This is a genomic window from Hyphomicrobium sp. NDB2Meth4, assembly GCF_900117445.1.
Classification (GTDB): domain Bacteria; phylum Pseudomonadota; class Alphaproteobacteria; order Rhizobiales; family Hyphomicrobiaceae; genus Hyphomicrobium_A.
Genome location: NZ_FPEJ01000006.1, coordinates 150617 through 174378, shown reverse-complemented (window position 1 = coordinate 174378; position 23762 = coordinate 150617). Strand labels below are relative to the sequence as shown.

Annotated in this window: 11 protein-coding genes; 10 read left to right on the top strand and 1 reads right to left on the bottom strand. The window is 63.7% G+C overall.

Annotation, left to right across the window (positions count from 1 at the left end):
* Nucleotides 1–187: 187 nt before the first annotated feature.
* The 7 genes from NDB2M4_RS20585 to NDB2M4_RS12405 all read left to right on the top strand — a co-directional run bounded on the left by NDB2M4_RS20585 (nt 188) and on the right by NDB2M4_RS12405 (nt 4575).
* Nucleotides 188–313 (top strand): hypothetical protein, encoded by a 126-nt coding sequence (locus NDB2M4_RS20585; protein ID WP_280173533.1) that lies wholly within the window; start codon nt 188–190, stop codon nt 311–313.
* 504 nt (nt 314–817) lie between these two features.
* Nucleotides 818–1258, top strand: coding sequence for a ParB/RepB/Spo0J family partition protein (locus NDB2M4_RS12430; protein ID WP_072375493.1), 441 nt, complete (start codon nt 818–820; stop codon nt 1256–1258).
* Nucleotides 1259–1292: 34 nt separating this feature from the next.
* Nucleotides 1293–1739 (top strand): hypothetical protein, encoded by a 447-nt coding sequence (locus tag NDB2M4_RS12425; RefSeq protein ID WP_072375491.1) that lies wholly within the window; start codon nt 1293–1295, stop codon nt 1737–1739.
* Nucleotides 1740–1777: 38 nt separating this feature from the next.
* Nucleotides 1778–2791, top strand: coding sequence for a hypothetical protein (locus NDB2M4_RS12420; RefSeq protein ID WP_171988091.1), 1014 nt, complete (start codon nt 1778–1780; stop codon nt 2789–2791).
* 45 nt (nt 2792–2836) lie between these two features.
* Nucleotides 2837–3109, top strand: coding sequence for a ribbon-helix-helix domain-containing protein (locus NDB2M4_RS12415; protein WP_072375485.1), 273 nt, complete (start codon nt 2837–2839; stop codon nt 3107–3109).
* 275 nt (nt 3110–3384) lie between these two features.
* On the top strand, nt 3385–3897 hold the full coding sequence (locus NDB2M4_RS12410) for a hypothetical protein (RefSeq protein WP_072375482.1): 513 nt from the start codon (nt 3385–3387) through the stop codon (nt 3895–3897).
* A 342-nt stretch (nt 3898–4239) separates the two neighbouring features.
* Nucleotides 4240–4575 (top strand): hypothetical protein, encoded by a 336-nt coding sequence (locus tag NDB2M4_RS12405; protein ID WP_072375479.1) that lies wholly within the window; start codon nt 4240–4242, stop codon nt 4573–4575.
* A 415-nt stretch (nt 4576–4990) separates the two neighbouring features.
* On the opposite strand, the gene NDB2M4_RS12400 is transcribed toward NDB2M4_RS12405, so the two are convergent.
* Entirely contained in the window at nt 4991–8389 is a 3399-nt protein-coding gene (locus NDB2M4_RS12400) for an autotransporter outer membrane beta-barrel domain-containing protein (protein WP_072375476.1), read from the bottom strand.
* Nucleotides 8390–9911: 1522 nt separating this feature from the next.
* Here NDB2M4_RS12400 and NDB2M4_RS12390 point away from each other — a divergent pair.
* The 3 genes from NDB2M4_RS12390 (at nt 9912) to NDB2M4_RS12380 (ending at nt 23686) form a co-directional block, all read left to right on the top strand.
* Nucleotides 9912–10427, top strand: a complete 516-nt coding sequence (locus NDB2M4_RS12390) for an RNA polymerase sigma factor (RefSeq protein ID WP_072375471.1) — start codon at nt 9912–9914, stop codon at nt 10425–10427.
* Nucleotides 10428–10524: 97 nt separating this feature from the next.
* The gene (locus NDB2M4_RS12385; RefSeq protein WP_072375468.1) at nt 10525–11517 is read left to right on the top strand and encodes a FecR family protein; all 993 of its coding nucleotides are present in this window, start codon (nt 10525–10527) and stop codon (nt 11515–11517) included.
* 145 nt (nt 11518–11662) lie between these two features.
* Nucleotides 11663–23686: a filamentous haemagglutinin family protein gene (locus tag NDB2M4_RS12380; RefSeq protein WP_171988090.1), complete on the top strand. Its 12024-nt coding sequence runs from the start codon at nt 11663–11665 to the stop codon at nt 23684–23686.
* Nucleotides 23687–23762 lie beyond the last annotated feature (76 nt).

Genomic DNA, 23762 nt, shown 5'->3' with positions numbered 1-23762 from the left:
TGATCATCCCCCGCTCGCCCTCGTGCCGACGCACGCACCAAGGGCAATGTTCTCAGCACAGGGGGTAGGGTCAAAATTGCGCGCCGATTACCCCCAGCAAGGGGTCAAAATTGCATGCCGGTTCACAACCCGCGACGAGCGGGCCGCCGAGGGTCTACCTCGGCTGAGGATGTACGGAGGGTTGGACATGAGAACTCGTTCTCATAAACCGGCTCTCGTCCGTCACTTCCACCGCTTGGTTCAATGGATCAAGTGGGCGTGGATGCTCGAACGCGTTTGCCGCGCGTGCGAGATGCTGGTCGAAGTGATGTAACGAGATGATCGTGGGGACGTCCCCCGCCGAAGCAAGGCGCCATTGTCACCGCCTTGTTGGATGATTTCGCCCCACTTTGAAAATAATTCCCATACCCTGATACCGTCTTGAGAAATGCGGTATGGACTTTTCGTTTGCGCAATACATATCGATAAACACGGAACGTTTTGCGTTATTCCGCCGCCTTTCAACAGGGCGGCTTTTCCATTTTATGGGGGTCAAATGCTGAATGTGAACGATCTGTTGAATACGCGCGAGGCAGCGGTGCTGGTCGGCGTGAGCGAGGCATTGCTGATGCGACTTCGTCGTTCGGGAGGCGGTCCCAAGTTTCTTCGGGTTGGGACTGGTGTTCGTCCTCGCGTCCGTTATCGGCGTCAAGATCTTGAGGCGTGGTTCAACGGACGAATTCGGGAATGCTCGACAACGGGGGACGGCCTTCGGGCCGCATGAGATCATGACACGAAAAGATGCGCGCGCCCGGATGGCTGCGAGGGGGGGCGACAAATGAGCAAGATAAACCTTCTCGCGCCAACCACCATCGGCGTTCCTGACGACCGGCAACCCGATCCTGCGACGGTTGCGGCGCTAAAGGCGAGCATGGCCGAAATCGGCCTGCTCAATCCTATTCTTGTTCAGCGCTACGCCGGGTGCGGCGCGCAGATCGTCGCCGGCCGCAACCGGCTCCAAGCCGCGATTGAACTCGGTTGGGATGCAATCAACGCCATCGAACTGCCCGAGCTTAACGGGGGCGCGGACGCGGTAGCAGTCGGCAAGCTCGCGGAGATCGCGGAGAACCTGCATCGGCGGGAGATCTCGGCGCTCGAACGCGACGAGCTTGTCGTGCGGTGGGTGGCGTTGGTGGCTGAACGGAAGAAGGGACAGACTGCGCCAAGATGCGCAGGCAGTCTTGTCCGATGGGAGGAAGGCCGGCCCACAGCATCGTAGTCGCGGCATCAGTCAGACAGCCCGCGAACTCAACATGCCTCGCGATGAGGTTCGCCGCGCGATGAAGGTCGGCAACCTGTCGCCGGAAGCGAAGGAGGCCGCGCACAAGCACGGCCTTGCCGACAACCGCGATGCCCTTCTCGAAGCTGCAAAGGCTAAGACGCCCGAGGCGCAGGCCGAGGTTATTCGGCAGCGGGCGGCGCAGGCGAAGCCGCGGACGCCGAGTGCACCGCCGGGGGACAAGCCCGTCAGTGCGAAGCGGATGTCATCGAAAAGGAAGTGCTCAGAAAATAATTGTGTCGCGGGATTGGCACAAGAGCCGGTGCTCCATTTATTTGAGGGCGATCGACTTGCGGCACGGATCATTTCCGCCCGCAATGGGGTGCAGTTGTTCGTCGCGCGTCCTGAAGGGCTGCGGATGGTCGGGCGGTATCCGAACCGGCGTCGGGCAATCGCAGCGCTGGCGGGGGTGCTGCCATGACCGCCATGCCATCCCCCGGGACGTTCAACGCTGCCGCTATGCGCGCCAGCGATCCGCGCCTCGCGCGCATCATCCCCGACTGGGCTGATACAGTTCAAATGATCGCGGGCGTTGTTCTCGGCTACAAAGGCCGCGGTCGAACATGGCGCGCATCGAAGCGCAGCTTCAGCTTCCGCGCCCGGCGGGCGCATGAGGTCGAGATCCTTGCGTTTGACCGGCTGCATCGCGGCCCGTTGAGCCGCGAGGCGCAAACCGCTTTTGCCGTCGCCATTGCGAGCGTAACGGACGCCGATCAGGCCATCGAGTGGATACGGCGCTACTGCCCCGCGGTCGATGCCGATGAGCTTGAGGAAGTCATCACCGACGCAGCGTTCAATCCGCGGCGATGGACGGCGACGCAGTTCGGCGAACTACTGGGGCTCACGAAAGACGAACGGCAACGGCTTGGCATGCGCACCTTCCGCTGGGTTGGCGCGACCAAGCGCGCGATGAACGTCGAGAACCGGCGAAACAACACCGCTTATCAGGCGGCGAAGCGTGCCGCCGAGAAAGCAGCGCAACCTCCGAAGCCTCCTTCAATCGAGAAACTGGAACCATGGAAGGCCAAGGGTAAAAGCCGACGCACTTGGTATCGGCACAAGGCCCGCGACGCTGAGCGTGGCACTGAACCTGTCAGAGATATTGTGCAACGTATACGTCTGACAAAAGCAGTGCCATCGGCTCAGTATGTGGTTGCGGCGGCGCCTGCGGGCGCCGCGCCATCGCAATGCGTAGAGCAGCGGGGTAAGTCCGGCGCTCGATCCAAGCGCAAGGCTAAGGCAGGGGCGTCAGGCAAGTCACAATCGCCTGCACGTCTGAAGGCCAGGCCCAAGGGTCGGGCCGCGCCTATGCGCGGCCGAGCGTCAAGGCAGGAGGGGCGGGCCGAAGGTTCTTTCGGCACCCCGCCCGACCCCGCGGCGCGCCGCCCCCCTTATTTCGAGGATATTCAGAGAACCGAAATTTGCATTTCGCTTCGTTTCAAAGACTGGCGGCTCGGGATGCAAATCAGTTAGCACACCCCGGACCTTACGCAGAAATACGAGCAGTGGAACTTAGCGATGCTCCAGCAACGATCTTGGCGTGAAGGTGTCCCGTCCGACGGCAAGCGCCCGACTAAGCGCAGTGTGATCATCGGCAAACGTCGAACGTCCGTCATCATCGAAGACGTCTTCTGGGATGGACTCAAGGAAATGGCCCGGCGGCGGCGACGCACTATGAACCGGGTCCTTCTCGAAATTGCGACGACGGCCGATGAGGGGCAGTCGCTGTCGAGCGCGATCCGCGTCGCCGTGTTCCTGCATTTTTACGACATCGCCCGCGGGCACATCTGAGGAACTCACGATGCTAATCGAGGGATACTATTATCCAACCGAGCCGCTATCCTGGTTACGGGCGACATTCAAAGTCGCCGGGTCTAGCGGCTTCCGTCGTGCGCCGAGCTCGCGGCACCGCAAGCGTCTGCCGCTGCCGCATGGCCGGATCTGTATCAAATCGCATCGTCTGCATGATTGAGAGCACACTGGAGCGGGGCAGTTAAATAGCCTCACCTTGCCGGAGATCTGTTGCGTGGCGTTCATGGGCGTAAAACCTGACATGGAGACACCTAATGAAAGCGGATCAGATGGATTGGGCCGGAGCGACCTTGGTTGTGCCGGAAGGCGAGGGCACTACGGCAGTTTCTGGGTTTTCGTTAGCTGAGTTTGGCATTTGCGAACGCGAAATCCGCAATCCTGCGACGCAAGGTGCGCGCAGCCTCGCTCATGTGGTTCACATTCCGAGCGGCGTCCTGTTCGGCATCTTCGATACTATGGAGCTTGCGAAGGTTGCTGGGCGTCTCGCTAACGAAACTCTCGGATACGATTTCGCCGAGATGGACCCCGACGATAAGGCCGATGAGTTCGATAGTGTCATCGCTCGGTGGCTCGAAGCCGGAATGGCGGCAGTCAATTCATTCGGAGATACAACCGCGGTTTGGCATGGCGTGCGTGGACCCGGTGGTGTCGCTATCCCGCTAGGGATTGAGCCGTGTGGGCCAACCTACTCAGAGAACGTCACTCGGAATGTTATCGGCAAAGTGGCCAAGGAACTCATGGCGACGCAGTCTCGCCGGTTCATCTGATCTCAAGCGCATCCCGGCCCGGCGCAAGCTGGGTCGGTCGCGCTCGCACCAAGGGGAATGCAATCGGTGAACCGAACACTGCCGCACATGGGATCTGCGGCGCAACCTTGCCGTCACGTGCCAAGCTGATCGGGATCGAGCTCATAAGACCTTTAAGTCACGAGTGCGGTCGCTTGAGCGTTGGCGACTATGTCGGCATTGAACGTCTCCGCTGATCTGGCGCTACGACAATGCTGAGACGTGACACGAGCATCTATATCGACTGCGCCCGTGACATCGTCACACCTCGCTGAAATCGTCATGGGTGAAACAGGTTTGGCTACTATCAACAGGATGTGAAAGATGAAAATGCATCAGTGGTGTCGCGCAGCTGTCGACGTCCTCGTGGGCAACGGCGAGTTCGCGCGCATTGAAGGGGAAGTGCTTCGCGGCGTCGGCTTGTTTGGTCTGCGAGAAGAGGGAAGAAACGAGACCTACTTGGTGCATCGCGCCACGGGGCTTGTCATTGCTACCTTTTCCAAGCGACGGGAGGCGAGGCTCGCAGGCGAAGTTGTCCTCGAACTCATGGATCGGGAAGATGTCTGTTACTCGCTGCTGTCTGAGCGTTTGCGGCAAGCGGGCTTTTATGAGAGCGACGACGGTAACAATGTCTGGCAGTTCCCGGTGCGGCTGCACTAGGTCGGAAGGCCTATTCCCCGCCAGAGCCTACCGGACAGATTGAGCCGATTGCGTAAGAGAGAGGTTCCGGCTCATCGTAACCCCACGGAGGGACACGATGAGACAGCGAGACAAGCAGGTTCCGCAGAGCGGGGAGGAGACCGCTGCGCGGGCCTGCTCACTGAACACCCGGACTTCGCGCTAGCAGAGCACGTTGCCAAGATTGATGATTTACGAGGGGCGCCGCACCGGAATAATCGCAGAGGAGATGGCCGCCCCCATCATTGAATTCAAAGCGCTGTTGGCGTCGATCTACCGACGAGTTCGGATCCTCCGGCTTGTAATTGCTCTTCGCCATATCCGTCCTTTTCGAGGGAAAAATCCATACTTCGAGTCGGACCAATTCAATGGGGAAGGATCATCTGGCTGCGCGCTCTTAGAAGTCCACGCGCCCGCCACCGGTGATGGAACCGCCCGAGATTTCGCCGCCCTCGCGCCAGGTGCCCTGCAGGTAGCCGGCGATGCCCAGTGCAAGGTTCGAGTAGGAGACGCCTCCCGTGTACTGGCCAAAGGATGCGGGACCTCGGGTGTCGGAGGTGATCGTTGTCGCTCCGCCACCCGTGCTGTCGACCATGAGCGCCAAGTCCGTCTCGTTCAGGAAATTCCGCCACGCGCTGGCGCTGGCGTAGGGCGTTAGGAACTCCGACACGGAGATCCTCTGCACGAAAGCGATTTGGACGCCGAGCTTGCCGAGCAGCGACTCGTCGGAGCCGGACTCGACGGTGCCGAGGATGCCGCCGGAGTCGAATCGGTACGCCTCGCTGTCGTAGCGCGTGTATGAGATCGACGCCGAGGGCGACACGTACACGCCGCCACCGAGGTCAGCTCGGAAGAGGGCAGACGCGGAGACGTTATCACCCGTGCCATCGACCTCGGTCCGATCGAGACCCGCTAGCATGTTGGTGAACGTAAAAGAGTTGAAATCGTGTCGATAGGAGGCGTCGAAGACGAAGGTGCCGTTGGTCAGGAAAGCATAGGCGCCGGCAAACGGCATCTCGATGTCGGTGCTCCCGACGCTGCCGAGTTGGTCCAGGTCGCCTTCGATCATGCCGCCGGTCGCGCCGACATGGGCGTTCCAACCGGACCCAGCTACGTTCAGGGTGCCGCAGTCGGCTCCCACCTGGCCGCCCTGGTAGGTGAGCCTCTGCTCAGTCTCGATGTTGCCGAGGGAGCCGCCGCCAGCAAAATTGATTGCAGACTCTGAGCCGACGTCATAGCGGCCGGCATCGGCCCGGGTCCACACGCTGCACGAGATCCGGTTCGCATCGCCACTTTTGTAGGTGACGAAGTTGGATGCGGGCTCGAAGAAGCCGCTGGCCATCGTCGAAAGCGCGCCTGAGACGTTGGTAACGATCGAGGCGGCGCCACGCTGGTCGACGCCCGAGCGGACGACCCAGTCCTGGCCCTCTTTGACGAACTCGTAGGTGAAGAAGCCCGTAGCGTCCAGGCCGGTGCCTGCGGCAAAGGTTTCGGTGGTGTTGATATCGCTGCTCTGGCTGACGATTAGCGTGCCGGCAGTAACACCGCTGGCCACCCGGTTGAAGTTGACGACCGTGACGCCCGTGGCATCGACGGTGCGGAGCTGGTCGGCGGTCGAGTCCTTCGCGTTGAAGTCGACTGAAATCGTGCTGCCGGCGACGCCCTTATAGATGCCGTCGACAGTAAAGGTCTGATTCGGGCTGCCGCTGACCATGTCGATGGAGCCGGTGGCGCCGTTGGTGAACGTCGCGGTCCCGGGCGCGCTACCCTCCACGAAGACGTTACCGCTGAAGACGTTGAACTGCCCGAGGTTGGTGACCTCGTTGATGTCGCTCGTTACCGTGGCGGTGCCGCCGGGACCGTTGAAGTTGATGATGCCTGTGGCAAGGTTGTTGACGGCGCCAGCGTCCGCGATGTTGCCGTCGGTGGCGACATTGATCGTCGTTGCGTTGTTGAGCGTGTTGCCCGTGCCCTCGAGCGTCGAGTTAATGCCGATGTTGATCTGGCCGGCGTTGTTGTTGATCGTGCCGGCGGACAGGGTGAACCCGTCGCCGATATCGACCGTGCCGGAGTTGTCGAGCTTCAACAGGCCGGTGTAGTCGCCGCCCGTCACGTTGAGCTCGGCCTCGGCGGCATTGGTGAACACACCGTTGCTGGCCAGATTGCCGCCTACGTTGAACAGGCCGGACCCGTTGTTGTCGATGTCGCCATTGATGGCGCCGCCGCTTGCGTTGACCGTCCCATCATTGCTCACGCCGTTGCTCACCGTGCCGGACGTCTGCGTGAAAACGCCGTCGCCACTGTTGTCGAGCGAGGCAATCGTTCCGCCGTTGTTGTTGGTCTCCGCAGAGTTGGTGAAGGCGCCCGTGGTGCCATCGGCGTCGTTGTTGAACGTTCCGCCGCTGTTGGCGACCGTGCTCTGGAACTCACCGGTGTTGGTGACGGTGCCGCCGCTCACGGTGGAGGCATTGGTGACGGTTCCAGAGTTGTTGAAGCTGCCGCCGGTGTTGTTGAGCGACGCGATCTCGCCCGCGTTGGAGCCCGTGCCAGCGTTATCGACTGCGCCGGCTTTGGCGCCATTGTCGTTGATGAAGACCGAGGTTGCGGAGTTGTCGACGTTGCCGATCGTCCCGTTATTGATGAGCGTACCAGTCTCCGTCACGGTCCAATTGCTGGTCTCCGCCGACCCCGTCAGAGTCCAGGCGCTGCCTCCTGACTTCGCGAAAGCCTCGAACCCTTGATACTGGACGGTGATGGCCGACAGGTCGAAGCTCAAACCGTTGCCTTCGCCGCCAAGCCGGAAGACGTCGTCCGTGCCGGCCGCCACGACATTTCCGCTGATCACCGAGCCATCTCGAATTTCGAGCGTATTGCCGTCACCGGAAAAGACGATGGCGTTCGCCCGCGTACTCCCGTTGCCAGGGTCGCTGCCGGCTAGTCCGCCGGAGATCGTGCCGGCATTGATGATCGTCAGTCCCGCCGCCAAGCCACTGATGCCAACGCCGCCGGCACCGGCCGAGCCATTGGCGCCGGGGGCGCTGTCGGTGGATGCACCACCTTGTCCGCCGCGCCCGCCATCGCCGCCGGCAATTGTGCCAGTGTTCGTCAGCGTAATTCCAGCGGTATTGCTCACGAGACCCGAATTGCCATCGCCGCCGTCGCCACCATCGCCGTTGACGACGCCTGTATACCAGCCGGCTTCTCCACTTCCGCCACGACCACCGTCACCGCCCTTGCCGCCGGTGATCTCGCCGGTGTTCGAGACGTCGATGGCATCACCGCCCACGAGTAGGCCAATGCCGCCTTCACCGCCGCCGCCGCCGCCGCCGCCATGCGCGGGAGGATATTCGGGTGCGCCTATGCCGCCTGCACCACCACTGCCGCCCGCGCCGCCCGTTAATGCACCCTGGTTGGTGTAGAGTGTCGAATCCGAGTACACATCTCCGGCGCTACCGCCGCCGCCGCCACCACCACCGCCGCCGTATGCCCGTCCGCCGACGCCGTCTCCTCCATTGCCGCCATCACCTCCACTGCCGACACCGGCAGAGCCTCCGGCGCCACCGGCGCCTCCACCGCCCATTTGGCCCGGAGTAGTTTCACCCGAGCTACCCGCCGAGCCGGAGCTGCCACCAGCGCCACCATCGCCAGCGTCCCATCCGCCGTTCGCCCCACCAGCGCCGCCCTCCGCAAGCGCGGGGGTTGCCGCGACGAGCATCGTCGCCGACACGGCGGGCAGGATCAGGAATAGTGCGGTCGCGCAGATAGTGCCGCGGAGGTAGCGCCTCGAGGCAGCCAACGACGTCGGCGCGGGAGAGAAGCTCAGCGGGCCAGCTAATTCACCAGCACGAACTTCAATCTGCTGGTGTCTGAGCTTTGATGAGAAAGCCCGGGAGACGGACACATCAGCTTGTTGGCGACACTCGCAGGGAATAGCTCGCTTCTCAGACACTACGCGCACACGACTCATGAAACAGCCCCTCGTACTCTACTCAGCGAGGCAGCAGCATGGCGCTGCTACGCCGCGCGCGAGGGCCCACTACGCGGATCCATCACGCTCAACATTGAGACGAGCGCAGCAGCTGTGCCGCGCAACACGGAGCCATCATTTGAGGTGATTGACCGCGAACCCGATGTAGTTTGGCGGCCGAGCCGAGCGAGAATATGAGAGGAAAACAAGGGAAAAATGCACGCGTTCCCTAGGTGCAGCGCTTTCCGGAAGTGGATAATGGGTCACACTTTGGAACTAATTTCGTGCGCCTGCCGACAGCAATATGCTTGTGAGCTGACTCGTTCGTGCTGGGGCGGTGGATGGCCGGTTTCGCATCGAGCATCCTGGTCTCTGCCTTGGACCACAGGCGCAAGTCTGCGGACTGACTGCCCCTTGCGGCGCGCCTCTCCCTTCGCGGGGTGAAGAGGCCCCAATCGCGCTGTTGTCGTCATTCTGCAATATCCCCCTCATAGTTTGCGGCACATTCGTCGGCGTGGGGATGAGGGGTGCTGGCGGCTACCCAAAGTTCAGCGGTTTTCCAAGCAGTTGGTGCGCTCTTCAAAGTCGATCCTCCGAAGCTAGTCGGGGCATCACCACTTTGGCGATCAACTACTCCGTGCCTGCTCGGTCAGGGTAGCATCATCGGGCGGTTTGCAGATGGACTAGGCTGGGCGGGGCTCGTCCTTACGGCCATGCTGTTGACAGCGCCGTTTGTTCACGCCCAGTCGCCTGGAGACGATCAACTATTAGAGTTCTCTATCCCGCCGCAGCCTCTCGCCGAAGCGCTGAGCCGCTATGGCGACGTGACGGGAAGCGAAGCGCTTTACGAGGGGCACCTATCAGACGGACTTGTCTCGAGCGAAGTTCAGGGACGCCTGACGGCGACCGACGCCTTGCGGAGACTCCTGGAGGGGACGGGCGTATCCTCCCGTTTCGTAGCCGAGGACACGTTCATTCTTGTGCCGGCTACTCAGTCTCGCGAGAAATCCGAAAAGTCGCCAGCGCATCAGCGCTACTATGCCTTGATTCAACAAGCTGTGCTGAGCGCGTTATGCGAATTGCAGGAAGGTCGGCCCGGATCTTACCGGATGGTTGTTGCATTCTGGATAGAGCCGAGCGGTGCGGTCACCGATGTGTTGCGCGTTGGCACGGCTGGAAGACCGACGGCCGACAACCAGATTGATCGGACATTGCGTGCGCTTAAGTTCGCTGAAGGACCGCCCCAAGACTTCCTGCAGCCGGTCCGGCTACTATTTGTGCCTAAGGCGCCGGGAGTAAGCTCTGGCTGTGAGTCACTAAATTCCCGTGCGAGTGCTTTGAGGCACTCTCCATGAGTGACGCTGCGTTGAGCATCCTTCGTCGGCTGTTCGTCGATAAGTATGACGATCTAAAAAGGCGCCTGACATATCGTCTTGGCTCGGCGGATCTCGCTGGAGAGGCCATGCACGACGCTTGGCTGCGACTGGCGAGGCTCGGCCCAGCCAGTGTTGTCCAGCGACCCGAACATTATCTGTTCCGCACCGTCTTGAATGCCGCTGATGATCGCCGCCGCCAAGAAGAGCGGCATCGCGGCAATGTCGATTTTGAAAGGGTATTGGAAGTCGCCGACGAGCGACCGACCGTGGAGCAACAGCTTATCGCTCAAGCGGAATTCGAGGCGTTCGAAACCCTCATAGCTGAGCTTCCGCCGCGGAGGCGCGCCATCTTCTTGGCAGCACACGTTGGCGATGTGCCTCGACAGGTTATCGCCGACGAGATGGGTATCTCCCGACGGCTCGTCCAAAGAGAGCTTATGCTGGCGCACAAGCATTGCCTGTCGCGCTGGAAGGAACTGGTGGATTGCTAGGAGTGTATCTCAAGCCGTCCAGGACCGTGCTCAATGCGGCGGCTGCAGAGCCGGCCTTGGCGCATCGTGCCAGAAATGAGAGGAGCGCGGAGTTGCTATGAGCCAGCTTGGTCGGCCATCGAAACTCGGCCGTATAGAGGACGATGCCATACGCTTGGTGCAAAAGATGGCGACTGGAGAAGCCACTCCAGAGCAAATCGAGCGGTGGTGCGGACGGAGTGAGGTTCACGCTAAGGCGTACACCGATGCCGAGCGGATATGGAAGAGGATAGCCGCGGTGGGCCGCGCGCGAAATTCTGCCGAAGTCGATTACCTCGGTCCGCTTCGTGAGTTTTCTGAGCGCAGCACGGCGATGAATCGCCGCAGAATGCTGGGCGGTGGGGCGGCGGTGGTTGCTGCTGCCGCAGCCTATGGCGTTGTCAATCCTCCCTTAGGTCTCTGGCCGTCCTTATCAGAGCTCCGGGCCGATTTCCGGACGGGCACGGGCGAGCAGCGCGCGATACGCATCGCCGATGCTGTCGCCGTCCATTTGAATACTCAAACAAGTCTCTCGGTCCGCGCATCATCTGAAAACGAAGATCGCGTCGAGTTGGTGGCCGGGGAAGCGTCGTTTGTGACCGCTCCGGGCACTGCGCGCTCCCTGGCAGTAGTCGCCGCAAACGGCACGACAGTCGGCGGCCCCGGCCGATTTGATATCCGCTACGTCGCTGTCGGCGCGCCGGTGGTCGTGACGTGCTTTGAGGGACAACTGCGCGTGGAATGCGAGGGAAGCGTGTTCGACCTCCAGCCTGGACAGCGAGTGAGCTACGGGGATGGAGGGTTAGGGAGTGTGTCGGCCGTTGATCCAGCCCTTGAGTCTGAGTGGCAGCGCGGAATCGTCGAGTTTCGCAACACCCCGCTCGCAGAAGCGGTCGAGGAGATCAATCGCTACCGGCCGGGCCGCATCATCCTGATCAACTCGACGCTGGGGCACAGGACGCTCAGCGGCCGCTTCCGTATCGATCAGATGGAGAAAGTTCTGCTGCAGCTGGAGCACGTCTTCAGCACCAGGATCAGGCGGCTGCCCGGCGGTGTGGTGCTGCTGAGCTAGAAGCTCTTTTTGGTCGCGAAAAAGACGGCCCACGCGAGTGCACAAACGGCAGCCTTACAAAGTCTACCTATACGAGAGCAAATTTTCGGGCCAGCGGTCGAGCCGCTCACCCGTCGAAGCTTGTCGTGGTTATAGGAGCATGCCGATGCCCGGTCGTATCATCTCGCTGGCAACGAAACGGGCACGCGGCCAGAGATTTTTGACCGCTCTCGGTTGCGTTTTAGGCATCTTGCTCACTGCCTCCGGCAGCCACGCCAAGCCTTTAGGCGGTCAGCAGGTTACGCCATCTGCTGCGGCGATAGCGGCGCAGCAGGCGGCGCAGGACGCTGCGACGAATGCGGCACGCGATGCGGGGAACGCCTTGAAGCGCGCGACGCTGGCCATCCAGGCTCAGCAGGCCTCCCAGCAGGCTGCGCGCGATGCGGCGAAGGCTGCGCTCAGTGCGATGCCCAATGCGGTCAACGGGCTCGGTGCCGGCGGGCTGGTGATCGGCAACGGCGTCGTCGGCAATGGCGGCGTCATCAACACCGAGCTGTGGCAGGGCGCCAACCTGCCGACGCAGTTCAGCGATGGCGATCGCACCAAGGTCGGCATCGAGCAGACGCAAGGTAAGGCGATCCTCACCTGGGATACGTTCAATGTCGGCGGCAAGACCGACCTGACCTTCGATCAGCAGGGCAATCGCGACTGGGTTGCGCTCAACCGGGTGACGGGCGGGACCGCGCCGAGCCAGATCCTCGGCACTATCAAGGCCGACGGGTCTGTCTACGTCATCAATCAGAACGGCATCGTCTTCGGTGGTGCCTCGCAGGTGAACGTCGGCAGCCTCATCGCGTCGACGGCCAACATTGCCAACGAGCAGTTCCTCAATGCCGGCATCTACGCGCCGCTGACGGGCACCGTCTACACGCCGAGCTTCATGGGCGCCGGCAACGGCAAGGTGCTTGTCGAGCGCGGGGCTCAGATTGGCACGCATGACCCGAAGTCGGTCACCTCTGGCGGCGGCACGGTGATGCTGCTCGGCAGCGAAGTTGAGAACTGGGGCTCGATCAACACGCCATTGGGGCAGGCCCTGCTGGCGGCGGGCGATGACTTCGTCCTCCGCCGCGGCTACGGCACCGACGCCAACCAGTCGTCGACGACGCGCGGCTCGGAGGTGTCGGTCGGAACGTGGAACGGCACGACGTTCACGCCGGGCGGCCTTGGAACGGTGAGCAACAGCGGCGAAATCTACGCCTCCGAGGGCGACATCACGCTCGCCGCTCACGCGATCCGCCAGGACGGCGTGCTGATTGCGTCGACCTCGGTCAACACGCGCGGCACCATCCATCTGCTGAACTCGGTGCGCGATACGACGGGCTCGATCGTGCTTGGGTCCGGCAGCGTCACCTCGGTCATTCCCGATCTTGCGAGTGGGGCTACGGCGCTCAATAGCCAGCGCGATGCGCTGATCAAGGCATCCGATGACGCCAACGTGTTGCGCGGCAGCGCCGCGGCGGGGGCGTTCGACAATCTGTCGCTTCTGGCCGACCGGCTCGATCAATCGCGCATCGAGATCGTCACCGGCGGCAACGTGACGTTCGAGGGTAACTCGATATCGAGCGCGCAAGGTGGACAGATCGCGGTCTCGGCCAAGGGCCGCATCTTCAATGCCGAAGGCTCGGTGCTCGATGTGTCGGGTGTTCGCGACGTGCAGCTCGCCATGGCGAACAACAACATCCTGGTCAACATCCAGGGCAACGAGCTGCGCGACAGCCCACAGAACCGCGACAACGATTATCTGAAGAACGCCGACGTGTGGGTCGATGTCCGCAACCTGACCTACGTTCCGGCGGGGACGGGCGGCTATGACAGCGATCGCTATTATACGCCGGGCGGCCTGCTCGAGGTGGGCGGCTATCTCGCCAACACGGCGCATGGGATCGGCGAGTGGTCGAGTGTCGGCGGCACCATCACGCTGTCGGCCAGCGAGGTGATCGCGCAGAAGGGTGCGATCTTCGATATCTCCGGCGGCTCGGTCTCTTACGCGGGGGGCTACATCCAGACGACGAACTTCCTCGGCCGCGACGGCAAGCTCTACAACGTCAACGACGCGCGCGCCGACATGACGTTCTACGGGCTTGGCGAAGGCTACATCCGCTCCAACGACCGCTGGGGCATCACCGAAGTGTGGACCAACCCACTGAGCAAGGGCCGCGTGTCGACGCGGTGGGAGAACGGCTACACCATCGGGCGCGATGCCGGTCGGCTCAACCTGTCGACGCCGACCGCGGTGTTCGAAGCCGACATCCTCGCCGACGTGGTGCACGGCGAGTACCAGTTCAATGCGCGGCCCGCTGGCATCACCGACGGCTACAAGGCCAGCCAGACGCAGGTCGCCAAGGCCGGCACGCTGGCGGTGGGGCAGTATGGAGCGCTCGGACGCACCGATGCCTATGCGAGCGACGTGCGCATCGCCGACGTCGCCGACATCACCGCCAACCTGACGGCGGGTGCCGCGACCGGCCGCGCAGCAAACACGGTGTGGTTCGATGCCGGTCATCTCAACGAGCAGGAGCTCGGCGGGATCGATATCGCGACGCGCGGATCGATCGTCGTCGAGAGCGACCTGACTTTGGCCGACGGCGGCGCACTCGACCTCGTCGCACCCACGATCGACATCAAGGCCAATGTCACGGCCAGGAGCGGCAGCGTGATGCTGACGACGTTGCTCGACAGGGTATATCTGAATGGCAACAGCATTGGCAGGTCGACGCTGCCGCTCACGCCCGCGGTTGGTCGCGCCAGCATTACGCTGCAAGACGGCGCGGCTATCGACACGCGTGGTCTTTGGAGTAACGGGCTCGTCGACCCTGCGACCGACCTGTCGCGCCAGGCCTTCATCGATGGCGGCGCGGTGACGCTGCGCTCCACCGGCGATATCACTATCGGCACGACGTCTACCATCAACGCCTCCGCCGGCGCCTCGCTGCTCACTACGGGTAAGCTCAAGGGCGGCAACGGCGGCGACATCACGCTGGTGGCGAGCCACACCCTGACGGCCGTCGACGGCTCCACCTCTGCCAACACCATTCATGGCGATCTGACGCTGCGTGGTGAGTTGATCTCCTATGGGTTCGGCAAGGGCGGCAGTCTGACGCTGCAGACCGGCGGCAGCGTGAGCATCGGCGGCACCGACGCAGCGCTGAACCTGTCGTCGGAACTGTTCCGGTCAGGCTTCTCGGCTTATTCGGTCAACGGGCTCACCAGTCTGACGGTAGCGGATGGTGTCGCGATCGACGCCGTGATGCCGGTGCTGACATTCGATGATGGTCGCGCCCTTGCGGCAGCGGGCGCCGACGCCATCGGCGCGGCGGTGAGCCTGTGGATGCCGCCGGTCTATCTTGAAAACCCGATCAACGCCACGCTGACGCAGCGCGGTGGCGCCAGCGTCGCTCTGCTGTCGGGAGCCGGTGCTGATGGCAGCGGCTACACCACGACCAAGGGCGCGCTGACGATCGGCACCGGCGCGTCGATCACGGTCGATCCGGGCCAAAGCGTGCGCCTTGCTTCCAGCGGTCAGGTGACGGTGGACGGCACCATCACAGCGCCGGGCGGCAGCATCACGGTTGCCAACAACTTCACCGAGGTCGGGTACGTCGATCCGGGCGCGATGTCGGTATGGATCGGCGACCACGCCGTGCTCGACGTCGCAGCGCGGGCCTACGTCGCGACTGACCACGCCGGCCGCCGTTACGGCGTGATCCCCAACGGCGGCAGCATCAGCATCGGGAGTTCCGGCGGGGACTTCCGGTTGGTCGCGGATACGGGCGATGCCTACAAGACCGGCACCGAGGCTTCGACCCATGCCTATGTGGTCGTGAGGCCTGGCGCCGTGCTCGATGCCTCCGGCACTAGCGGCGAGCTCGACCTGATCATTGGCTCGGACACGACGCGGCGGGTGACGGTGGCGAGCGACGCCGGCACGATCGCGCTCAGGAGCTGGTCCGGCATTCATGCCGAGGGAACGATGAAGGCCTTCGCGGGCGGCGCGGGTGCGGCCGGCGGCAACCTGATCGTGAACTTGGAATCCCCGATCCAGTCAGCACCGAACGGCATCCCCGTTCCATCGAACCTGAAAGTGGGCCGGTTTCTGACGGTCAGTGAAGAGCTTTCGAACACCTTGACCGCCGGGGTGCAGCCGGGCCAGAGCAATGCCAATTTTGCGCCAGGCCGCGGATCCATCGCGGTCGCTCAGATCGAGGCGGGCGGCTTCGACGCCGTATCGCTGCTCGGCCGCACGGCGCTGGTTTTCGACGGAGACGTCTCGCTCAGCGTCGGGCGCAGCCTCAGCCTGAAGGCTGGAACCTATGCCGACCTGTCCGCAGGCACGGCATTGCTGGCGGCGCCCTACGTGCGGTTTGCGGGCCAGGACACGTTCACTTTGAACTATACCAGCGTTGCGCAAGGGAATAAGGCCACAACCGACTTTGACACGAACGGCAAGCTTGTCGTGCGTGGTGATCTCATCGATGTGGCTGGCACCCTCATCACCCGCTTTGCCGACGTAAACCTGGCGTCGACAGGTGACCTGCGGTTCGTTCTCGGCAACGGTGGTACTGCGCCGGCCCTCTACACGGCCCATGATCTGTCACTGTCCGCCGCGCGGATCTACCCCGCCAGCGGGGTGAGCGCGACCGTCATGGCGGGCTACACGCAAAACGACTACAGCCCGGGCAACGGCGGCGGCGCCAGCCCCAATCTGAGCCTCAGCGACCCCGCGGCGGCGATCCGCATCTCGCGCCCCGCGACGGGCGCTCCCGTGGCCACGCCCTATTCGGCCTTCGGGGCGTTGAGCCTGACGGCCAGTGCCATCGAACAGGGCGGCGCGCTGTTTGCGCCGTTCGGGGACATAACGCTGACCGCCACGCACGGCGCCAGCGCCGCCGAGACGGAGCAGGCCGTGGTTGAGTTCCTATCCGGCTCCATCACCTCGGTCAGCGGCGCCGGGCTCGTCATGCCCTATGGCGGCACCACCGACGGGGTGAGCTATTTGGTGGACGGTGCGAGCCCGGTCAGCATTGCCCTCGGTACCGGGCAATATCTCAAGAGCGACGGGACCATCGATACCTCCAAGAGCCTCCAACTCGCCGGCATCACGGTGACCGGCACCAACATCGTCGGAGAGTCGGGTGCGCGGCTCGATGTTTCTGGCGGCGGCGCGCTGACCGGGGCGGCGTTCGTCTCGGGGCGCGGCGGCTCGGTCGATAGCCTGCTCAACCCTCTCAGCAAGGACGGCTTGGTTTACGCCATCGTGCCAGGCGTCTCCACCGCGCCCGTGGCGGGCGGCTATTTCTCGGCGTGGACCGGAGCCGTGCCCGGCATCGGCCAGACCGTGACCATTCCGGATGGGGTGCCGGGCCTGCCGGCCGGCACCTACACGCTGCTGCCCGCCAACTACGCGCTGCTGCCGGGTGCGTTCCGGGTCGAACTCGGCCGCACCGGCGCGACAGCGCTAGCGGGCGCGACGGTGCTGACCAACGGGTCTTACGTCGTCTCCGGCTACCAGGGGATCGCGGACACCGCGATTCAAGCTGCGTTGCCGACCGACGTGACCATCACGCCCTCGGCGACGGTGCGCACCTATTCGCAGTACAACGAGACGAGCTATGCGGCCTTCCAACGCGCGCAAGCCGCGACGTTCGACGCGCGGCGCCTGCTCCTGGAGGCGGACGCCAAGAATCTCAATCTGGTCTTGCTCGCTCTCTCGGCCTCCGCAATCAACGCCAATCAGCCGGCGCTCGACTGGCGCGGGACCGCCGACATGGCATCTGCAGCGGGAGGCTACGGCGGCATCCTGGCCGTAACCGGCGGCTCGAACGGCGACCTGATCATCACGGCCGAGGGCAGCACGACCGCACGGTCGGCGACACAGACCACAGTGGCAGCGGCGGATATCAACGCCTTCGGCGCGCCGAACGTCGTGGTCGGGGGACTTCTCGGTCTCACCTACAACGTTTCAATTCAGCCTTCTCTTCTCAAAAGCGGACGTGTGACCAGTTCGATCCGCCTCGAGAGCGGCGCAACGCTCAGGGGCGGGCAGGTGGTTCTCGGCGCGCAGAAAGCGATCCGCCTCGACGGCGGCGCGACGATCGATACGCGTGGGTATGGCAACGTCGGGCTGCTCGATGCGTCGACGGGCCTGATGCTGGGCGGCAACGTGCCGCTGCTGGTGGCCAGCAATGGTGACGTCGAATTCTACACCAACGCCATCCAGAGCTCGACCGGCACAATCGACATTGGTGCCGGCGCCGGCATCTACACGGAAAGCTTCGTCGGCTTCCTGTCCCAGACCGGCGTCGCCTTCGAGGGCACTCCGCTTCTCGGGGCCAAGACGCTCGATATCACGGCGGCGTCCATCAATATCGGGACCGCGCAAAGCCTCGCCGCTGCGCAGACAGCCGGCACCCTGGCGCAGGGCCTGAACCTGACGGAGGATCTGTTGGCGTCGCTGCTCGCCGGAGATCCGTCCCGCAATATCGCCGCGGTCCGCTCGCTGAAGCTCGGTGCTGGAAACTCGGTCAATTTCTACGGCGCGGTGAGCCTCGACCTCTCCGCGCTCGACAGTCTCACCCTCACCACGGCCGCCATCTATGGCTCGGGCAGCATCAATGACCGCGCCGTGCTCAAGGCCGGCTCGCTCTATTGGAACGTCGGCCAGCGCACCGTTTCAAGGGACGGGAGTGGCGAGGTGAACTATGGCAGCGCGCTGCCTGGTGCGATTATCGCGAACGGACCTGGCGCGGGCAACGGGTCGCTGACGATCGAGGCGCGCGACATCGTGCTCGGCCATGGCAAGGCGCTAGCCGGCGGCTCGACAGTGACCTTCGACCGCCTGATGCTCGGCTTCCAGGACGCAACTTTCCTGGCGTCGAGTTCCATCACGTCGAGTGACCACAACACGCTGTCGTTCTGGCGCACGGGTGCGAGCCCCACCTCCACCTACGACGCCAAGACCTACACCGGCGAGGTCGGGCACAGGCTGAGCCTGATCACGCCGCTGCTCACGGGCGAGGCGGGTTCGGTGCTCTCGGTCTACTCCGGCAGCAGCATCTTCGTGACGGCGCCTGAGGGCAGCACACCGGCCGATACCAGCAAGGTCGGCAGTCTCGGCGCGACCATCAACCTGAAGTCGGTCTACAACGGCGTCGTCATCGACACGGCCGTCGCGCTGCCCTCCGGACGTCTCACCGCCACGGGTGGTGGACTGAATGTCGAACTGCGCAAAAACGCTCGTCTCGATCTGTCGGGCCGCGCGGTCTCATTCGATGACGTCACCAAGTATTCCTGGGGCGGCGACATCGCGCTCGAGGCCTCGACCAATGGCGCCGTCATTTTCTCCCAGGGAGCTGTGCTTGACGTATCGGCCGCGAACAATGACGCCGGCTCGATCTCGGTCGCCGCGCCCGATCCCAACAGCGGTGGTCTCGTCGTGTTCGTCGACGGTGAGGGCCGCACGTTGACCTCGGTCGATGGCATGTTCAAAGGCGCCGCGACCGGCGGCTACAAAGGTGGCTCGTTCAAGCTCGATACCTATTACCTCGACAGCCTCGACCCCGACTGGTCGAGCACGACGAGCTTCGCCCGTCTCAACCGTGCGCTCAACGCCGGCGGCTTCTTCGGCACGCGGGAGTTCGATCTGAAAAAGGGCAACCTCACCATCGGCGACGAGGTGAAGGCGCACACGGTCGTCGTCTCGGTCGACAGCGGCAGCCTCACGGTGAATGGGCGCATTGATGCCAGCGGGGCGACGCCCGGAACCATCCGGCTCGCTGCCAGCGACAATCTGACGATTGCCTCGTCCGCCGTGCTCGACGTTCACGGCACGGAACTGCAAGTGGACAGCTACGGCCAGCCCATCGAAGCGAAGAACCGCGGGCACATCGAGTTGACGGCGCGCGACCGCACGCTCAGCCTCGGCGCGGGCTCGGTCTTGGACCTTTCGACGCCGAGCGGCGCTTATGGGCAGGTGGTTCTGAATGCGCGGCGCACGAGCGAGACAAGCGGCGACATTCAGGTCAGCGCGACCGGACCGCTCTCCATCCGCGGCGCCAATAGCATCGCCCTGAATGCCGTCTGGCAATACGGCAATTACGCGTCGAATACTGCCATCACCCAGGCCATGCTGGACGGCTTCGACGTCGCCAGCCAGAGCTTCATCCGGGCGGCCTACAACAACGACGTCGCCGCCGGCCGGCTCACCGCTTCGCTGCAAGGTAAGCTCGCCGGCCTTACCGGCTATGGCAGCGCCTTCCATCTGCGGCCGGGCGTGGAGATCACCTCGGGCGGTGATCTCTCTACCTCGGGCGATATCGATCTGTCCAAATATCGCTACGGGCCGAACGCCAACCGCGATCTCACGTCGCCGGGCTACGGCGCCGGCGAGCCCGGCGCGCTTGTGATTCGCGCCGGCGGCAATCTCACGATCGGCGGCAGCATCTCGGACGGATTCGGTGCGCCGGCTGAAGTATCTTTGGGCACACTCTCGTCGAGCGAAACCCTGCAGGCTGCCCGGACCTTGACTGTGGTGACCACTATCGGGAGCGCGTCCATTCCGATGACGCAGCTCACAGCGACCTCGACCCTGAACTTTGACGCTGTTCTCGCTACCAGCAATACCGTCAAGCGCGCCGTCGCTATTCCGTTCGAGTTCACGAGCGCCGCAAACGTCGCACAGACCGGCTGGACCGCCACAGCGAACATCTACAGTGCCAGCGGCGCGCTCCTCTATGCGGCCGGCGCCGTTGTTACTGCCGCGGTCCCGGCAGGGTCGCGATTCGCGGCGGGCACCACACTTCCGCCGGCCGGCACGAGCACGGGGTCACTGTCGCTCGCCGCCGGAACGATCATTCCCGCCGGCACGGTGATCAAGACCTATCTCGCACAAACCACGCAGCTGTTCCTCGGTGCCCAAATTCTGCCGGTTGGCACGGTGCTGCCAAATCAGACAAGCCTGAGCGCGGTGACGCTCGTCACCGGCAAGACGACGCCGATGCTGGCGCCGGGTAGCGGGTCCTGGTCGATCCGGCTCGTCGCCGGCGCCGACCTTGCAAGCGCGGACGGCCGGGGCCTTCGCTCGCTGCGAGAACTGAACGGCGGCGGCAACATGGTCCTGTCCGACCAGCACCTTAGCCCACTGGGCAATGTGCCTATTGCGAGCGTGATCCGTACCGGCACAGGCGACCTCGAACTCCTCGCCGGCGGCGATCTCACCATGAACTCGCTCTATGGTCTCTACACGGCCGGCACAGACACCGGCACGGCCGGCCTCCCCGCCGGCACCTACATGCCGGACCACGGCGGCGACCTGACCGTGACCGCGCAGGGCAACGTCACCGGCTACTCGTTCAACTGCACGTACAATGTCTGCGGCTTCGCTCAGTCCTGGTCACCGGCCAACTGGCTGGTACGCAGCGGCAGCAGCACCAGCAATGCCGCCTGGTCGATCGCTTTCGACCGCAAACTCACCAGTGGCACCGTCTCCTACATCACGGGCTTCACGGGCGTCGGCACCCTCGGCGGCGGCAACGTCGCTCTAGCGGTGGGTGGCGACGCCGGCGCCATGACCCGGACCTTCAATAGTTCTGGCGTCACCACCCAGACCTACGGCTCCTTGCAGGTCGCCGTCGGCGCCAGCGGCAAGGTGCTCTCAGTGACCAAGGACGGCTCCATCGTCACCGGCGGCACGCTGGTACAGGCCGGCGGCGGCGATCTCATTGCGAAGATCGGCGGCTCGCTCAACACCGGCTACAACTACTTGAACGGCGTGCAGGCGGCAGACGGCTCGCACAGCATCTTCGCCGATCTGCGTGGCGACATCACCATCGCGGCCGGCTCCATCGGCGCCGTTGCCAAGATCTATGGTGTCAAAGAAACCGGCGACCCGCGCGGTATCGACGCCAATGCCGCCAACCTGGCTAGCCCTCGTGGCGGCATCGACCTCATCCCCGGTGATGGCGCCGTGACGGTGCGGACGGCGGCCGACCTCGTGATCGGCACCTATGCGGATCCGGGCCAAATGGGCGCGGCGGCGTCGAGCGCATCCTTCTCGCTCTGGCAGCCGCGATCGACCGCGATCTCGCTGTTCTCCGCCGGCGGCAATCTCGTGCCGGTGACAAATGCGGGGCTCGGCTCAAGCTGGTCATCGAAGGGCTCCAGTTCGGCCTTCACAATGGCCCCCGGCATCTTCGATGCCGTTGCGGCCAGCGGCAGCATCTATTTCGGCGGCAATTTTGCCCTTACGTTCGAACTGGCCCCGTCGCCGAACGGGCGGTTGAATCTGCTCGCAGGCCAATCGATCTATGGTGCCGGCCTGTGGGTCGGCAATCTGACGGCTGTGAGTGCCACCGGCACTTCGACCCGGATCCTCGTTTCCAGCGCCGCTTCGGGGGCCAACGACATCCCTAATCCGTTCCGCCCCTCCACCGGGAACAGCAACTACTTCTTCAGCTTCCAAGACGACCGCGTGTCGGCGTCCAATACGAACGACACCACCCCGAACCGCATCGTCGCGCTCGCCGGAGACATCATCAATCTCGCCCTCGGCGAGGCGCCCAACAGCATTGTCTACGACAACGCGGATCACACCCTCAATCGCGGGACCGGCAAGGCCATTCGGGTGATCGCCGGCGGCGACATCGTCAACTTCGGTGCCGGGAGCGCCCGCACCACGGCCGGCCTGATCCTCAACACCGACCAGACCGACATCTCGATGATCGAGGCCGGCGGCAGTATCTTCTATCTCAACACCAACATCGCCGGTCCCGGCGCGCTCGATGTCAGTGCCGGCGGCACGATCTACCAGGGTGACAAGGGCTCGATTGTGTCGATCGGCGCTCTCGCCGCGGGTGACACACGCCCCGGCGCGTCGATCCTGATGCAAGCGGGTGTGGGCACGGCGGGTCCGAACTACGCAGGCCTCCTGCCCTATCTCGATCCTGCGAACCTCGCCGTCGTCGGCACGCCGCTGATCGATCAGCCCGGCAAAGTAGCCAAGACCTACGAGAAGGAGCTGCAAGCCTGGCTCGAGGAGCGCTTCGGTTTCACGAGTGCAGATGATGAGGAGCGCCGCGAGTACTTCGCAAGCCTCGCCTCCGAGCAGCAGTCGATCTTCCTGCGCCAGGTGTACTTCGCCGAGCTGAAAGCCGGTGGCCGCGAGTACAACGATCCCGACTCGAGCCGCTATGGTTCGTACCTGCGCGGCCGCTATGTGATCGAGGCGCTGTTCCCCGAGAAGGACGCGAACGGCAATGCCATCACCTACGCCGGCGACATCACCATGTTCGGTGGCTCGGGCGTGCGCACGCTGTTCGGCGGCGACATCCAGATGCTGACCCCAGGCGGGCGCACGGTGATCGGTGTGGAAGGCCTCGTGCCGCCTGCCTCTGCCGGCATTGTCACGCAAGGGCAGGGCAACATCTCAATGTATTCGAAGGGCTCGATCCTGCTCGGCCTGTCGCGCATCATGACGACGATGGGCGGCGATATCCTCGCTTGGTCGGCAGAAGGTGACATCAACGCCGGCCGCGGTTCCAAGACGACGATCGTCTACACGCCTCCCAAGCGCATCTACGACAACTACGGCAACGTGACGCTGGCGCCCAACGTGCCTTCGTCGGGCGCGGGCATCGCCTCGCGCAGCACGATCCCCGGCATCCCGGGCGGCGACATCGACCTCATCGCGCCGCTCGGCACCATCGACGCGGGCGAGGCCGGTATCCGCGCTGGCGCCAACGTGAACCTCGTCGCGCTACAGATCATCAATGCGGCGAACATCCAGGCGCAGGGCAACGTCTCCGGCGTACCGCAGATCCAGGCGCCGAACATCGGCGGCCTCACCGAGGCGACGAATACGGCAGGTGCCGCACAGGCCGCGACGAAACCCCAGCAACAGGGAGCCTCAGAGCAAGCCTCGGTGATCATCGTCGAGGTGATCGGCTTCGGTGGAGGCGATGAGGAGGACCCTGCGGATGGGCGCCAGAAGCGAGATGAACGCCAGGGCAACCTCGAGTATGATCCGAACAGTACAGTCAGGGTCGTGGGTAACGGCCCGATAAGTCCACAGCAGACAGACGCCTTGACGGTGGATGAAAGAAGGCTGCTTGCCGAAGCGGAACGAAGACGGCGTTAGCGCCATCCGCTGCGGATTTTTGGAGCGGGCGCCTCACGACGATACGGTATCGCGCGCCAGTTCAGGCGGACTGAGC

Bases quoted from the DNA above. Each gene is read 5' to 3' on its own strand.
- NDB2M4_RS20585 (WP_280173533.1), top strand. From the start codon at position 188: ATGAGAACTCGTTCTCATAAACCGGCTCTCGTCCGTCACTTCCACCGC.
- NDB2M4_RS12430 (WP_072375493.1), top strand. From the start codon at position 818: ATGAGCAAGATAAACCTTCTCGCGCCAACCACCATCGGCGTTCCTGAC.
- NDB2M4_RS12425 (WP_072375491.1), top strand. From the start codon at position 1,293: ATGCCTCGCGATGAGGTTCGCCGCGCGATGAAGGTCGGCAACCTGTCG.
- NDB2M4_RS12420 (WP_171988091.1), top strand. From the start codon at position 1,778: ATGCGCGCCAGCGATCCGCGCCTCGCGCGCATCATCCCCGACTGGGCT.
- NDB2M4_RS12415 (WP_072375485.1), top strand. From the start codon at position 2,837: ATGCTCCAGCAACGATCTTGGCGTGAAGGTGTCCCGTCCGACGGCAAG.
- NDB2M4_RS12410 (WP_072375482.1), top strand. From the start codon at position 3,385: ATGAAAGCGGATCAGATGGATTGGGCCGGAGCGACCTTGGTTGTGCCG.
- NDB2M4_RS12405 (WP_072375479.1), top strand. From the start codon at position 4,240: ATGAAAATGCATCAGTGGTGTCGCGCAGCTGTCGACGTCCTCGTGGGC.
- NDB2M4_RS12390 (WP_072375471.1), top strand. From the start codon at position 9,912: ATGAGTGACGCTGCGTTGAGCATCCTTCGTCGGCTGTTCGTCGATAAG.
- NDB2M4_RS12385 (WP_072375468.1), top strand. From the start codon at position 10,525: ATGAGCCAGCTTGGTCGGCCATCGAAACTCGGCCGTATAGAGGACGAT.
- NDB2M4_RS12380 (WP_171988090.1), top strand. From the start codon at position 11,663: ATGCCCGGTCGTATCATCTCGCTGGCAACGAAACGGGCACGCGGCCAG.